Annotated in this window: 11 protein-coding genes; 4 read left to right on the top strand and 7 right to left on the bottom strand. The window is 38.0% G+C overall.

Annotation, left to right across the window (positions count from 1 at the left end; translation table 11 throughout):
* Nucleotides 1–93: 93 nt before the first annotated feature.
* The 4 genes from ZA05_RS02300 to ZA05_RS02285 all read right to left on the bottom strand — a co-directional run bounded on the left by ZA05_RS02300 (nucleotide 94) and on the right by ZA05_RS02285 (nucleotide 7,321).
* A complete protein-coding gene (locus tag ZA05_RS02300) occupies nucleotides 94–2,607 on the bottom strand; it encodes a LamG-like jellyroll fold domain-containing protein (RefSeq protein ID WP_082333649.1) in 2,514 nt (837 codons plus the stop codon).
* Nucleotides 2,608–2,771: 164 nt separating this feature from the next.
* Nucleotides 2,772–3,629, bottom strand: coding sequence for an acetyl-CoA carboxylase, carboxyltransferase subunit beta (gene accD / locus ZA05_RS02295; RefSeq protein WP_053990233.1), 858 nt, complete (start codon nucleotides 3,627–3,629; stop codon nucleotides 2,772–2,774).
* Nucleotides 3,630–3,665: 36 nt separating this feature from the next.
* Entirely contained in the window at nucleotides 3,666–4,733 is a 1,068-nt protein-coding gene (gene fbaA, locus ZA05_RS02290) for a class II fructose-bisphosphate aldolase (RefSeq protein WP_053990232.1), read from the bottom strand.
* A gap of 131 nt (nucleotides 4,734–4,864) precedes the next feature.
* The gene (locus tag ZA05_RS02285; RefSeq protein WP_082333648.1) at nucleotides 4,865–7,321 is read right to left on the bottom strand and encodes a BamA/TamA family outer membrane protein; all 2,457 of its coding nucleotides are present in this window, start codon (nucleotides 7,319–7,321) and stop codon (nucleotides 4,865–4,867) included.
* Between the two features lie 187 nt (nucleotides 7,322–7,508).
* On the opposite strand from ZA05_RS02285, the gene ZA05_RS02280 reads away from it, so the two are divergent.
* A complete protein-coding gene (locus ZA05_RS02280) occupies nucleotides 7,509–8,237 on the top strand; it encodes an RNA methyltransferase (RefSeq protein WP_053990230.1) in 729 nt (242 codons plus the stop codon).
* Between the two features lie 13 nt (nucleotides 8,238–8,250).
* Here ZA05_RS02280 and ZA05_RS02275 read toward each other — a convergent pair whose 3' ends face one another.
* Together ZA05_RS02275 and ubiE are read right to left on the bottom strand one after the other, a co-directional pair.
* Nucleotides 8,251–8,964: a porin family protein gene (locus tag ZA05_RS02275; protein WP_053990229.1), complete on the bottom strand. Its 714-nt coding sequence runs from the start codon at nucleotides 8,962–8,964 to the stop codon at nucleotides 8,251–8,253.
* A gap of 42 nt (nucleotides 8,965–9,006) precedes the next feature.
* A complete protein-coding gene (gene ubiE / locus ZA05_RS02270) occupies nucleotides 9,007–9,738 on the bottom strand; it encodes a bifunctional demethylmenaquinone methyltransferase/2-methoxy-6-polyprenyl-1,4-benzoquinol methylase UbiE (protein WP_053990228.1) in 732 nt (243 codons plus the stop codon).
* A 319-nt stretch (nucleotides 9,739–10,057) separates the two neighbouring features.
* Between ubiE and trkA the strand changes: the two genes are divergently transcribed.
* From trkA to ZA05_RS02250, 3 genes are all read left to right on the top strand, one after another.
* Entirely contained in the window at nucleotides 10,058–11,407 is a 1,350-nt protein-coding gene (trkA, locus tag ZA05_RS02265; RefSeq protein WP_053990227.1) for a Trk system potassium transporter TrkA, read from the top strand.
* A gap of 15 nt (nucleotides 11,408–11,422) precedes the next feature.
* On the top strand, nucleotides 11,423–12,919 hold the full coding sequence (locus tag ZA05_RS02260; RefSeq protein ID WP_053990226.1) for a TrkH family potassium uptake protein: 1,497 nt from the start codon (nucleotides 11,423–11,425) through the stop codon (nucleotides 12,917–12,919).
* 469 nt (nucleotides 12,920–13,388) lie between these two features.
* The gene (locus ZA05_RS02250; protein WP_053990224.1) at nucleotides 13,389–13,658 is read left to right on the top strand and encodes a hypothetical protein; all 270 of its coding nucleotides are present in this window, start codon (nucleotides 13,389–13,391) and stop codon (nucleotides 13,656–13,658) included.
* A gap of 64 nt (nucleotides 13,659–13,722) precedes the next feature.
* On the opposite strand, the gene ZA05_RS02245 is transcribed toward ZA05_RS02250, so the two are convergent.
* Nucleotides 13,723–14,910, bottom strand: coding sequence for a pyridoxal phosphate-dependent aminotransferase (locus tag ZA05_RS02245; RefSeq protein WP_053990223.1), 1,188 nt, complete (start codon nucleotides 14,908–14,910; stop codon nucleotides 13,723–13,725).

The following is a 14,910-nucleotide window of genomic DNA, read 5'->3' as shown; positions in this document are numbered from 1 at the left end:
AATCATTTATAAGATAATGAGTGGAAAAATGATATTTCAATAAATTTTGTTGCTGCCAAAAATATCCAATCATCATTTTAACCGTTTATGAAATTATTCTATAATTAATCGTTTGGTATCCAGTACATCGCTGCCATTTTTTAGGCTCACCAAATAAATACCTGCTTTTCCATCAAGGTGGATTTGCTTTAGAGTAGTTACATTGCTAACAGATGTTTGAAGAATAGATCTTCCGGTAACGTCAAAAACTTCAATGTTATCCACCTGTGTATTGTTTGCAAACTCCACAAAGAAGGTTCCGGCGGAAGGGTTTGGGTATAACTGCATATTATGCGATAGAGAATGGTCGTTTATACTTAATGAATTGTTGATTGGTACATTTCCAAAGGAAATCAAGAATGAATTCACTTTTAGGTGTGGGTTGAATCCATCGTTACAGTCGGAGCAAGTTTCACCTGTAATACAATCTGGGTTGTTAGGGTGGCAATAGTCAGTATAACTTTCATCAAAAACATAGTCAAGGTCTACAGAGCTATTATTGATATACGGTGTCATATCATAATCAAAAAATTGGGCAATGCTTCCAGGGCACCATCCAGCTCTATTGTAATACCAAGTTCCAGCCTGTGGACTACAGTTATCTGGGTTGGGATCACAATCTACCCAATTCAATTGTGTAAAGGTTTGCTCATCATCTACCCAAATATGGTGAGTGTTTTGTTTAAATTCTGCGGCATTTCCTGTGTTAGTACTTCCCCAACCATGACCAGTAGAAACCAATTTAATTTTGGCAGATTGTGTGTTCTCTGGGAAGGATTTTGTGAAATCTTCTGTAGGTTGTAAGTTGGCCAAGTCTCCAAATTGGTAAGTACCGTTCCATAATTTTTGAATTTGACTATAAGGGTTTTCTGGGGTCCCTGGAGTATAACTCAATTGTAGCGTATATAGGAACCCATTACCTGTGGTGCCAAGATTTACTCTGAATTTGGTTCTTCCACTTAGTAAGGACATAAAATCCGTAAGGTCTATTTCGTGTTGGCAACTTACACCATAAGGGGTTAAATAACGAATGATTTCATACCATTGCCCATCTTTACCCAATGCTTCAATGGAAGAAATTCTATCCCAAGGGTCGCAACCTCCATCTGGACAGTCTATAAAAAGGGTTCCAGTTATTTCATTATATGCACCAACATAACTAGGTAAGTCTGTTTCAACGGTTACTGAAGGAACATCTCCATATACCCAAACATCTTCTGTTGCATTCAATGTTTGCGTAGGTGTTGTTGAAGTCAAGTTAAAAGTACTTGAATGGGTTCCTTCAGCACCAAAATTGTTGGTTGAAGTAATTTCCAGGTCATGGTTTCCAAAAGAACTTGGTGTCCACCAGGCAGAATAATAACCGTTACCGTAGCTTGTCAAAGTTACTTCTTCACCGTCAACGGTTGCGGTAATTGATGCAATTGAAAATAGTTCAGTATACGGTATGTCTGCTCTAAAGGCAATTTTAATTGGCATTAAGCTTGATGTATAAGCGTCTCCTTGTAAAGGGTGTAATATTTCAGCTTCAGCTAAAACAGCATCTGGATCTAAAACAGAAAAGGTTATCAGGATGTCTTCTGCTGGCTCGTAGATGTCATTTCCAGGCTGACTAGCCTTAACGGTAACCTCTCCGGCAACACCGTCTAGAGTTAGTATATCTTCACTGATGCTTGCTGGGCCTGAAATTATTTCATAAGTAATAGGAAGATTGGAATTCACCGTTGCTTCAAGTTGAAATGGAGCGTCAGTAATTAACTTAGAAGGAATTTGGGGGAAATTGATAGCTTGAAAAGTAGCTTCCAATTCGCCATTGAAATTGGAGGTTTCTCCATCTAGCGCAAAATTGTTTAAAGTAGCATTTTTATTTTCTTCTCCGCTAATGTCCATCAATTGTGTGATACTGGTGTTGTTTCCGCCTGGAGTCCCTTGATTGAATTTGTAATAAACTTGAAGATTGGCTTCATCGCCAGTCAATTCATTGGCAATCATGTCCTGAATTTCTGCTTGTGTCAAGGCTTTGTTCCAAAGGGATACTTCATCGGCTCTTCCCGGAAATACAAAGTTGTAGCTTGCAAGAATAGATTTCCCTATTGTAAAAGGTCTGTCTGTCGATGAAAAGATACCGGATGCAGGTGTGGTTGCTATAGAAACCCCATCGATAAATAGTTCAAGGGAGGTTTGGTTATATACCCAGGTAACATGTTGCCATTGCCCTGCTACGATAGTGCCCTCAGGAAGCGTAATATTATGAAACCCTGCTGTTGTCACCAATCGGCATTCAAGACCTCCATTAGGTTTTTGGTTGACATACATTTCGCCATCTCCAGTTCCGCCACCTCTAATGCCCATCATACCTTGAGCATATCCTAGTTCATCTGTATAGAACCATCCTGCCATGGTAATGGTGTTACTGCCATTGATAAACTGTGCGCCATTAGGTAAAGATGCATAATCATCGACACCGTCAAAGTGTAGGTATTGATTGGATTGGGACATTCCCATGAAGAATGTCAAAAACAGTAGGCTAAAAAGTAGTTGGCTTTTTAGGGAATAGATATATTTCATGCTAAAAATTTGGTTAATTGCACGGCAAGTTACCAATTAGGATATTTTTCACAAGAAATATTACCAAGCTGTTCAGTTAAAAAAAATTAACATTAGATTGAAGAGGTTAAAAGGCAGAAGAGAATAGAAATAAAAAAAGCGACCTGATCAGGTCGCTTTTTTTATTATGCCCTTAAGGGCTGATTTGTGATTAAGTCAATGTATTGGTTGACTTTGTTTTTAAGATTCTTTCTATGCGAAATAAAATCCAAGAAACCGTGTTCCAACAAGAACTCTGAAGTTTGGAATCCTTCAGGCAATTCCTGTCCTGTGGTGTCTCTTACAATCCTAGGACCAGCAAAACCAATCAAGGCTCCTGGCTCCGCAATGTTGATGTCTCCCAACATGGCGAATGATGCCGTGGTACCACCTGTAGTAGGATCGGTACAAAGAGAAATGTAAGGGATTTTAGCTTCGGCCAATTGTGCTAGCTTAACGGACGTTTTAGCCAATTGCATTAATGACAACGCCGCTTCCATCATACGGGCACCTCCAGATTTGGAAATAATCATAAAAGGCACATTGTTCTTTAGGGAATAATCGGCTGCACGAGCAATTTTTTCTCCAACTACACTTCCCATAGACCCTCCTATAAAAGCAAAGTCCATACAGGCAACCACCAAGTCTTTCCCTTTCGATTTACCAACGGCTGTTCTTACAGCATCTTTTAATTTGGTTTTCTCTTGGGCAGACTTTAAGCGGTCTGGGTATTTTTTGGTGTCTTCAAATTTTAAGGGATCTTTAGAAGTTAGGTTGACATCCAGTTCTTCAAACTTATTGTCGTCGAATAAAATTTCGAAATACTCCTTACTTCCAATTCTTACGTGATAATCGTCTTCTGGACTCACATAAAAATTCTTTTCCAATTCTTCCGTGTCTACAATTTTACCCGTAGGGGATTTGTACCAAAGACCTTTAGGAGTGTCCTTTTTTTCTTCGGTAGTGGTAGTAATCCCTTTTGTTTTTCTTTTAAACCAAGACATTAAAACTAATTTTAGTTAATTATTTCGGGTGCAAATTTATAAAGTATTTACATTATTAAGGTCTTCAAATGCCTTTTTTAATCTTTCAACAAATGTATTTTCTCCTGCACGCAACCAAACTCTAGGGTCGTAGAATTTTTTATTTGGTACATCATCTCCTTCTGGGTTACCAATTTGGGCTTGTAAATAGTCTTTGTTATCGGCCATATAATCACGGATTCCGCTCATAAATGCATATTGCATATCGGTATCGATGTTCATTTTGATTACACCATATCCAATGGCTTCTCTAATTTCTTCAACAGTAGAACCTGAACCACCGTGGAATACAAAATCGATATGGTTGTGAGGTACATTGTATTTTTCAGAAATATACTCTTGAGAGTTTTTAAGGATTTTTGGAGTCAATTTTACGTTGCCTGGCTTGTAAACACCGTGTACGTTACCAAAGGCAGCTGCAATGGTAAATTGGTCACTCACTTTGCTCAATTCTTCATATGCGTAAGCAACTTCTTCTGGTTGGGTGTATAGTTTAGAATCGTCTACATCTGTATTGTCAACTCCGTCTTCTTCACCTCCAGTGATTCCCAACTCAATTTCCAAGGTCATTCCCATCTTGCTCATGCGCTCAAGGTATGTTTTACAAATTTCGATGTTTTCCTCAAGAGGCTCTTCACTTAAATCAATCATGTGAGAGCTATAAAGTGGTCTTCCTGTTTCGGCAAAATGCTTTTCACTGGCATCCAACAAGCCGTCAATCCAAGGCAACAATTTTTTTGCACAGTGGTCTGTATGTAAAATTACCGGAACTCCATAGGCTACGGCCATTTCGTGAACGTGCTTGGCACCTGCAATAGATCCTGCAATGGCTGCTTTTTGACCTTCATTGCTCAATCCTTTACCAGCGTTAAATTGCGCACCTCCGTTTGAGAATTGGATAATTACAGGGGCATTAAGTGCTGCCGCTGTTTCTAAAACACCATTGATAGTGTTGGAACCAATAACGTTTACTGCCGGAAGGGCAAATCCTTTTTCTTTTGCAAGTTTGAAAATTTCCTGAACTTCTTTTCCTGTAGCAACTCCTGCTTTGATATTGTGACTCATTTTTAGTGTATTTTATATTGAAATAGTAAGTTCAAAAGTAATCAATTTTTTGCACATCTTGGACTGAAATTGAGCATTGTTACATCAAAATTGCACTATAACGTTATCGAAATGAAAGTGAAAAAAAGGAATTAGAAAGGGTAGTTGATACCTATGTTATAAACTGCATTTCCAAAATTGTAGTCTTTGAACCAACGCTCGCCTAAATCGTAGGAAGGGTCATAGGTTTTAAATCCTATATCTCCCCTGAGGACGAAAAATTTAAAGTCGTAGCGCAAACCAAAGCCAGTACCTACGGCAATGTCCTTTAGGGAATCAAACCCGCTAAATGTAGCTTTTTCATCATTCACGTTGTCGGCAATGTTCCAAATATTTCCTGCGTCAACGAATACGGCACCGTTGAGGTTCCCCAAAACATTGAAACGCTCTTCGAGGCTCAGGGTTATTTTCATGTTGGCTTCGTTGAATTCGTTGATGGACTGTGAGCTTCCAGGCCCCAAGTTGTAGGCTGTCCACGCTCTAATATCGTTAGGACCTCCGGCAAAGAAACTCTTGGAGAAAGGAATGCTGTTGGAGTTGCCATAGGGAATGGCCATGCCTAAATAACTGCGTACAGCCACAATGTTCTTTTTGCCTATGTCCCAATATTTCACGTAATCGAGTTCTCCTTTGACGTACTGCGAGAAGGCTACTCCAAATATTTCGTATTGATCATTTGCATTTTTTTCAGAACCAGTCCATTTAGAGAATGTATTAAGGAGCGGGCCTGCAAGTTCAAACTTAAAGCGGAAAATGGAAAAATCATTGTCAAAGAAGCTTTCCTTTTTATCCAAAATATAGCTGAAATTGGATGCCAATATTAAGTTGTTTTCGGTCAAACGGTCTTTACGCTCATTAATGGCAGAAACGGTTTCAAAATCATCGTCACTAGGTGTCAAGGAGGTGTTGCCGCTTAAAACATCATTGATGAACTGATCTGTCTGGTCGGGATAATTCAAATCTTCACCGTTATTGTAATCGATGCTTCCGGCAATATCGTTAAGGGTGTTATAGGAGTTTTGATAAACTCCAAAGTAATTGTTAGGATTAAGGTTTTTTACAAATTGCAGATTGAAGAAATCCAGGCTGTTGGTAGTTCTTTTAGAAGGATTCCATTGGTAATTTAAGGCGCCATTCAGGGTTTGTTTGTCCAAACCAATATTTCTTTGGGTAGTGGCTCCTACCGAAATACGGGTGCTTGGCGACATGTATTTTGGAATGATTTTATTGGTTCTGATTGGGAAAAATATACGTGGAATAACGAGTTTGATATTTCCGCCCGCTTCATTAATGTCAAAAAATTGATCCTGTGAAACAGAGGCGTCTTTGGAGGAGCCTATAGATCCTAAGGCTGAAACCTCTAGCCTTTCTGCTCCTCGAAATACATTTCTAATAACCAATCCTCCAGTAAATGATAAGCCAATGGTTTGGATATTACTTTGGCTGATATTAAAGTCATACCAAAGGTCATATTTTTTCTTTGGAGATAAATAAATATTGGCGGTAAGAGTGGTGTCTTGAGGGTTTTCAACGTATTCAATATTAGGATATCGAAATACTTGTAAATCCGTTAAATATCGGTAGGTTCGTGTTCTGTCCAAATCTCTAAAAAGCTCACCCTTTGAAATGAAAATAGCATCTGTTAGGGCTCTAGGCCTGTACCTCAATTTACCGTAGCTGTACAATTTATAGCCTTTGTATTCAACTGAATCCAATGTGGCGGTTTCCTTGTTTTCATAGGTGTGATCCGTATAAATATTGACCTCCTTTATTCTATAGATTTTAAACGGAACTCTAGAAATGGAATCTTCATATCTAATACTTCTATTTTTTATGATGAGGTCCGTGAAAACTTTTTTTGTGGAACCAATGGTATCGATGTCAAAAGAGATGTAATCCTGACCAAAATGAAAGAGCCCAGAATTTCTAAAGGCAGTGGTTAGTCGTTCTCTTTCTTTGGTGAAATTGGTTTCTTTGTACTGTTGGCTAGACTTTATCAGCGATTCCTTTTTTAGGTTTTGATATAAGGAATCTACAACGGGCGAGGCAATTTTTTCTGAAATGCTATCTAGAATATACGGCTGTCCTGTTTCAACAAAATAGGTCACACTTGCACGTCTGTTTTTTGCTTCTGAAATGCTGTAGGATGTCTGCACATCAAACCATCCGTTACTAATAAAATAACGGCTTAGGTTGGTTGTCGTTTTTTCGGTTTTGGGTATATCTACAATTACGGGCGCTTCACCTGTTTTCTTTAGCCATGCATTAAAAGCTAATCGGGATTGCACATCTTTGTCCAACTGTTTTCTGGAAAGCAATCTGGTTTTCCAGGCTAGCTTTTTGGGATTGTTATAGATTTTGTCCTTTAGAATAGAATCCAAGTTTGGCCTTGCCAAATTATAAATTTGCAAGCGCAAAGGGTAGCCTAAAAGTTTTCCGTTGGGTTTTTGGTAGTAGGAGTTGTTTATGGCCTCGGTGTTTACCTTTTTGCCATTTACCATCGTGGTATTTCCTGAAAGAAGATATTGATCCTCGCCAACACGCTTCATCACATTACAGGATGTTAGTAGGTAAGCGATGGAAAAGAAAACCAATATATATTTAAAAGTTTGCTTCAAACAGAAATAGTAATAAGGTCAAATTTATGGCATTGTTGTAGTAGCATATCAAAAATTACTCCAAAAAAGCATTACTTTGTACGGTAGTTACAACGATAACAAAAGTAAAGACATTTTAATGTTAACAAAGAACCAAATAAAATTAATTACAAGTTTAGCACAAAAAAAGAACCGCACTAAGGAAGGTTTGTTTGTGGTAGAGGGGATCAAAGGGATTGGAGAGTTTTTAAATTCCCGTTTCCAACTCTTTAAGTTGTATACTACGGGAACAGGTTTTGGTATTGCTTCGGAGCAGGTAGTATCTATTTCCGAACAAGAATTGAAAAAAATTAGTGGGTTAAAAACGCCTAACACGGCCTTGGCTTTATTTAAAATTCCAGAGTCTCAATCCGTTAAGGAGGAAGGTTTAATTGTAGCACTTGATGATTTGAGGGATCCGGGGAATCTTGGCACGATCATTCGCTTATGCGATTGGTTTGGCATTCGCGATTTGGTGTGTAGTTCGGCTACGGTAGACTGTTACAATTCCAAGGTGGTACAGGCTACTATGGGTTCTTTGACCAGGGTGAACATTACGTATTTGGATTTACCTTCTTTTTTGAAAAACATACAAACAGAAATGTTTGGGACCTTTATGGATGGCGATAGTGTTTATGAGCAAAACTTGCCAAACAAAGGCGTTTTGGTAATGGGAAATGAGGCTAACGGCATTTCTTCTGAAGTTGAGCAAATTGTCCAAACCAAAATCAGTATTCCGCGCTATGGTAATTTGCAAGCTACCGAAAGCTTAAATGTGGCTACGGCAACCGCTATCTTCCTAAGCGAATTTAGAAGAGGAAAACATTAAAGAGTTTACTTTTCTATTGAAATGTGAAATTAACAAACACCCCTCTGGTTTTCATGGTGTGTACATTCCCTGTCCAAGGGCTGTTAGGGTCTCTATCCTGAATGATTTCGTTGTTGAGGGCAAATACACCTCTAATAGACGGCGTGAACTTAAACCAATAAAGGTAAAAATCCACTCCAAACCCTAGTTCGTAAAAGAACATGTTTCGTTCCGATCTAAATTCCCCAACAGAGTTGTCGTCTGGGTTTTCCTGATTACTGGAAAGGTTAATGGCCGTAGAGAAACCACCAACGATAAAAGGTTTAAAGTTATTGATACGTTTGGTGGAAAATTTGAGTAGCAAAGGAAAGTGCACATAGGTGGATTTTACTTCGCGAAGCAAATCCGAATCATTGTAATCCATCCCTTGGAAATAACTCGGGTCATATTGTAGATTACGTTGTGTAATGTACAATCCTGGCTCAAAACGCAGGTTTAAATATTCGGCAAGGCGCAAATCTGAGATCAAACCTACATTAAACCCCACGGTATTGTCTACTAATATATCCTTTAAATCTTCCTCGTAGTTAAATTGATAATCGTAACTGTTGAACCCCAAAAAGAACCCCCAGCTAAGGCGCTGCTTGTCAAAATTTTCATTGTTCTTTATTTTTTCCTTTGTGAATAATTGGGCAGACGCCGCTTGGCTTAACAGGAACAAAGAGAGAATAAAAACTACTTTTTTCATTGAAGATTTAATTTACAATCAAAGGGTTCAAAAGGTGTAACATTACTTTTTGGAAGCGGTATAAATGGTAGCCGCCCCAAATGTTTGGGGTTTGTTACTGACATCTATAAACCCAATTTTACGCAAAATATTGTTTAAGGCTTCCCCGTAAGGAAAAACCGAGGCAGATTCGCTTAAATAGGCATACGCCGATTGGTCTTTTGAAAAGACCCTGCCAATAGTTGGTAAGATATATTTGGTATAAAATTTATAGCCTTGTTTAAAAGGTGTTTTGGTAGGAACGGAAGTCTCCAAAATCACAAAAACGCCATTGGGCTTAAGGACTCTCAAAATTTCAGAAAGGCCTTGTTCCAAGTTTTCAAAATTGCGAACCCCGAAAGCTACGGTTATGGCGTCAAATGTATTGTCTTGGAAAGGCAGACTTTCAGAATCACCAAGCACCATTGAAATGGTATCGTCCAAATTTTTGGCGGCCACTTTTTTGCGCCCCACCTCAAGCATACCGTCGCTTATATCCAATCCAATAATTTCCTTGGCGCCAGATTTAGTCAGTGTAATTGCTAAATCTCCAGTACCTGTTGCAATGTCCAAAACTTTAGTAGGCTGCTTTTTGGTAACAATATCTACAACTTTATTTCGCCATTTTATATCAATACCAAAGGAAATCACACGGTTAAGTCCGTCATATTCTTTAGAAATCGTATCAAACATTTTAGTTACCTGCTGCTTTTTGTTCAGGTCACTGTCTTTATATGGCTTCACTTTTGTGGACATTCAATCTTATTTTTGGCAAAACTACATAAATTTTCATGGCAAAAGGGCCTTAGCCAACTTAAAAATAGATGGACTTGAAAGTTTTAAATATGTTGATGTGAATTAGTTATAGGATAGAATGGCTTCTGTAACATGTGTTTAAGGTTCAATACCTTCTTAAAAAGGCTTCGAATATAAAATTATGCTATATTTGTTTTGCTTTTTTGAATGCTTTTAAGTTCCCCTAAGGGAGCAAATTAACAACCAATGGATCATTTTTAAATGTTATGAGCATTCTTGCAAGGATCTCAAGCTATATTGAACAACTAAAAGTAAACAGATGAAAATAATTATTGCTGGAGCAGGTGAAGTTGGGTTTCATTTGGCAAAATTATTATCCTACGAATCACAAGAAATTACCCTTATAGATACGGACAAAGAAAGTTTGGCATATGCCAATAGCCACTTGGATATTAGGGTGATTAGGGGAGATGCTACATCCATTGCAATTTTAAAGGATGCCAGGATAAAAACGGCAGAGTTGTTCATAGCTGTAACTTCTTCTGAGACCACCAATATTACGGCCAGTGTTTTGGCTAAACAATTGGGGGCAGAACGGACCATAGCCAGAATTGCTAATTCTGAATTTCTGGAGCAGAAGGATGAAGTAGGTTTTACCAAGTTTGGTATAGATGAGTTGATTTCGCCCGAAGACCTTGCAGCTTCAGAAATTGGGTTGTTGCTCAATCAATATGCGTTTAACGACAGTTATGAATTTGAGGATGGCGCTTTAACTATGTTAAGTTTAAGGTTGTCCAGAAACGCCGCCTTTGTTGATAAAACGGTAAAGGAAGCCGCCGAAGTATTATCAGAAATCCATTTTGTGCCTATAGCCATTCAGCGCTATGGAACCCAATATACTATCATTCCAAGAGGAGATACATTGTTCAAAGAAGGGGATAAGGTGGTATTTATTACGTCTACGGGAGGAGATGAGGAACTATTTGAGCTTTCCGGAAAAGTTAAGATTGATGTAAGGGATGTTATGATTCTTGGGGGAAGTAAAATTGGATACAAAACGGCAAAGGATCTCTGTGCGAGTAAATTCAATGTAAAACTTATTGAAAAGGACAAAAATATAGCCTTTGAGTTGGCCGATGAATTGCCAAACGCCTTAATTATTAATGGAGATGGTAGGAATGTTGAACTTTTGGAAGAGGAGAACATTGATAGCCAAGATGCCTTTATTTCGGTAACGGGAAATTCAGAAACCAATATCATGTCCTGTTTGGTGGCCAAGTCCAAAGGAGTTAAAAAAACAATCGCCTTGGTTGAAAATATGGACTATTTTCAGTTGTCACAATCTATAGGAATTGATACTTTGATCAATAAGAAGCTGTTGGCGGCCAATAATATTTTTAGATACATAAGAAAAGGGGAGGTGGTTGCCATGACCAAACTCAACAATATGAATGCGGAATTGTTGGAGTTTGTAGTAAACCAAAGCTCAAAAATATGCGATAAATTGATTAAGGATTTAGATTTTCCACGTTCGGCCATTATTGGTGGTGTTATTCGGGATGGTGAAGGTTTGATTCCTTTAGGGAACTTTAAAATTTCTGCAGGAGATCGAGTAGTGGTATGCTGCTTACCAAGATCTATTGTGGAGGTGGAGAAATTTTTCTTTTAAAGAATAGCTGCAAAAATGAAGAAACTTAACTTTAAAATTATTTTTCACTTCTTCGGGCTATTGCTTTTGTTTAATGGTGGGTTTATGCTCATTTCAGCTCTTGTAAGTTCTTTGTACAGTGAACCCGAAACCTTACAGATATTCATGTCTGGAATCCTTGTGCTTTTGGTTGGGACCTTTTTAATGGTTAGTACCAAAAATCACAGCAAGGAAATGAAGAAACGGGAAGGGTATATTGTCGTAACCTTTGGTTGGATTGTGATGGCCGCTTCTGGAGCTTTACCATATTTGTTGACCAATACCATTCCTACCTTCACAAGTGCTTTTTTTGAAACCATGTCTGGTTATACAACTACAGGGGCAACAATCTTGAATGATATTGAGGTTGTTTCAAAAGGCGTGTTGTTTTGGCGAAGTACTACCCATTGGATTGGTGGTATGGGAATTATTGTTTTGGCAGTTGCCATTTTACCTCTTTTAGGGATAGGAGGTATGCAGTTGTTTGCTGCAGAAGCTCCTGGCCCAAGTGCCGATAAATTACACCCTCGTATTACCGATACTGCGAAACGCTTATGGTTAATTTACTTTGGATATACCGCTGCAGAAACCATTCTTCTTAAGGTGGCTGGAATGTCTTTTTTTGATGCGATTAACCATTCTATGAGTACCTTGTCTACAGGGGGATTTTCGACTAAAAATGCGAGTGTTGCCTATTGGAACGGCCAGCCTTTGATACAATATATCATCATCCTTTTTATGTTTTTGGCGGGAACCAACTTTGTTTTAAGTTATTTTGTGTTCAAAGGAACTGTACAAAAAGCGATACGGGATGAAGAGTTACGGCTTTATTTTAAATTCATTTCTGTATTCACAATTATAGCAGCCATAATTATTTACTTTAGGGCAGATTTGGGAATTTCTTCCATTGATCACCCCATGGTTTGGGGGAGAGCCGAGAGTTCATTTAGACATGCTTTGTTTCAGGTTCTTACTGTGATCACCACTACAGGTTTTATTACTGCCGATTATACCCTTTGGACACCATTTTTACTTGTTTTTTTCTTTGGTCTGATGTTTTTGGGAGGGTCCGCAGGAAGTACTTCTGGAGGTGTTAAAGTGGTAAGGCACCTCATTTTAATTAAAAACGGCTTTTTGGAATTTAAAAGATCTTTGCATCCCAATGCAATATTGCCCGTAAGGTATAATACCAAATCCATTCAGGGGGATATTGTTTTTAATATTTTGGGCTTCTTTATTCTTTACATGCTTGCTTTTATTGTTGGCGGCCTTGGCTTTTCTATGTTTAAATTGGATTTTGAATCGTCTATTGGTTTAGCGGCTTCCAGTTTAGGAAATATTGGGCCTGCACTAGGGAAATTTGGTCCTGTAAACAATTATGCCGCTTTGCCAATGTTAGGGCAATGGTGGGCTTCCTTTTTAATGCTTTTAGGTAGATTAGAACTGTTTACAGTGCTTATCCTTTTAACGCCTTTCTTTTGGAGGAATAGATAATCTGGATTGTAATATAGAATAATTTTTTGTTCTTTATTTTAGATAGAAGCTTGAGAATTAATTGAGTGTGTAACAAAAATTATTTTTTTGCGTCATATGATATGTAACCAATTAATCAAATATCATGAAAGCATTAAAAATTACACAAGATTTGGAACCGTTTCCCTTTTGGGTAAAAGAAAATAACTTAGGTTTGTTGAATTCTGAGTACAAACAAAGTGCTAGAACCAATTTCAGTCAATATTCTTATAATAAGCTATTCAGTTGTAGAAGTCGTATAGAAACGAGATTGTTTGTTAAGACTTCGGATACTGCAACGATATTAAGGGTAATCCTCTTTTTTCTCGTATTTATTTTTCTTTTTAATTAGGAATTCCATTTTCTTTTTGAACAGAATTCCTCTTGAGCCAACTTAGTATACTAGGTATTGGCTGTAGATTTCTTTTTTCAACATTTAAAATTTTTAGAAATGGCATTAGGTGGGTATATGCATAACGTAATTAAATACAATCAAAGTTTACGATTGGATAAGTCTAAACATTTCAAAAAAACTCTTGGTGGTTATAATTTGAAAAGCGAAAATGAAAAGGTTACTTATGAAAAACCATCTAAAGTGTATTTAAAGCGATTAAAAAGAAAGCTGAAGAGAGAGCAGGAACTTAGGGAATTTAAAATAGGAATGGTTTTTATTGTTGGCTTTACTTTAATGTGTTCCTTGTTTGTGTATTTTATGTTCTAAAAAAAAGCATCCATAACTTTAAAAGTACGGATGCTCTATATTAATTTCAGAAATAATTTTGGTTTTAGCTTAAAGCAGCTTTAATTCGCTTAAGTGCTTCAACAATTTGTTCTTGAGAGGCTGCGTAAGAAATTCTAATGCAATCTGCATTTCCAAAGGCTTCACCTGTAACCGTTGCTACGTGTGCTTCTTCAAGTAAGTACAGGGAGAAATCTGTAGCATTGTTGATGGTTTTTCCTCTTAATGTTTTTCCAAAGTAGTAAGATACGTTAGGGAATACATAAAAAGCACCTTCAGGTACATTGGTTTTAAAACCTTCAATATCGTTAAGAAGATCTAAGATGAGGTCTCTTCTTACCTTGAATTCATCAACCATATATTGAATACGATCTGGCGATTCGTTTAAGGCCGTAATGGTTGCTCTTTGTGCAATACAGTTGGTTCCAGAAGTGATTTGCCCCTGCATTTTAGTACAGGCTTTGGCAATCCATTCAGGAGCTCCGATGTACCCAATTCTCCATCCCGTCATGGCGAATGCCTTGGCAACACCGTTCACGGTGATGGTACGATCGTACATACTTGGTATAGCCGCAAAACTAAAGTTTTTGGCCCCGTAGTTAATATGTTCGTAAATCTCATCCGAAAGGATGAAAATATCGGGGTATTTCTCCAACACCTCGGCTAAAGCACGGTATTCGGTTTCGCTGTAGATAGTGCCACTAGGGTTGTTTGGAGAGTTGAAAAATATCATCTTGGTTTTAGGAGTAATGGCTTCTTCCAATTGCTGAGGTGTGATTTTAAAATCGTTCTCAATGGAAGAAGGAATCTCCTTAAACGTGGCTTCGCATAAGGTTGTAATCGCAGAATAACTTACCCAATAAGGTGCGGGTAAAAGCACTTCATCTCCAGGGTTAAGCAATACTTGCGCTACATTGGCAATAGACTGTTTGGCTCCTGTAGACACAACAATTTGGCTAGGTTTGTAATCTAGATTGTTATCTCTTTTGAACTTTAGGATAATGGCATCTTTTAATTCGGCATAACCGTCTACCGGTGAATACGAATTATAGTTGTCATTAATAGCTTGTATAGCCGCATCCTTGATGAAATCCGGTGTGTTGAAATCTGGTTCTCCCAAGCTCAAACCTATAATGTCGATTCCTTGGGTTTTTAATTCTCTAGCCTTGGCTGCCATGGCCAAGGTGGCGGAGGTTGGCAGACTGTTGATTCTGTCTGAAAGAAGGTTTTTCAT

The sequence above is a fragment of the Mangrovimonas sp. TPBH4 genome, from assembly GCF_001280505.1.
Taxonomy (GTDB): Bacteria; Bacteroidota; Bacteroidia; order Flavobacteriales; family Flavobacteriaceae; genus Mangrovimonas_A.
Note: the sequence above shows the minus strand (reverse complement) of the source record. Positions and strands in the feature narration are given on the sequence as shown.

Bases quoted from the DNA above. Each gene is read 5' to 3' on its own strand.
- ZA05_RS02285 (WP_082333648.1), bottom strand. From the start codon at position 7,321: ATGAAGCGTGTTGGCGAGGATCAATATCTTCTTTCAGGAAATACCACG.
- trkA (WP_053990227.1), top strand. From the start codon at position 10,058: ATGAAAATAATTATTGCTGGAGCAGGTGAAGTTGGGTTTCATTTGGCA.
- accD (WP_053990233.1), bottom strand. From the start codon at position 3,629: ATGTCTTGGTTTAAAAGAAAAACAAAAGGGATTACTACCACTACCGAA.
- fbaA (WP_053990232.1), bottom strand. From the start codon at position 4,733: ATGAGTCACAATATCAAAGCAGGAGTTGCTACAGGAAAAGAAGTTCAG.
- ubiE (WP_053990228.1), bottom strand. From the start codon at position 9,738: ATGTCCACAAAAGTGAAGCCATATAAAGACAGTGACCTGAACAAAAAG.
- ZA05_RS02300 (WP_082333649.1), bottom strand. From the start codon at position 2,607: ATGAAATATATCTATTCCCTAAAAAGCCAACTACTTTTTAGCCTACTG.
- ZA05_RS02275 (WP_053990229.1), bottom strand. From the start codon at position 8,964: ATGAAAAAAGTAGTTTTTATTCTCTCTTTGTTCCTGTTAAGCCAAGCG.
- ZA05_RS02280 (WP_053990230.1), top strand. From the start codon at position 7,509: ATGTTAACAAAGAACCAAATAAAATTAATTACAAGTTTAGCACAAAAA.
- ZA05_RS02245 (WP_053990223.1), bottom strand. From the start codon at position 14,910: ATGAAAAACCTTCTTTCAGACAGAATCAACAGTCTGCCAACCTCCGCC.
- ZA05_RS02260 (WP_053990226.1), top strand. From the start codon at position 11,423: ATGAAGAAACTTAACTTTAAAATTATTTTTCACTTCTTCGGGCTATTG.
- ZA05_RS02250 (WP_053990224.1), top strand. From the start codon at position 13,389: ATGGCATTAGGTGGGTATATGCATAACGTAATTAAATACAATCAAAGT.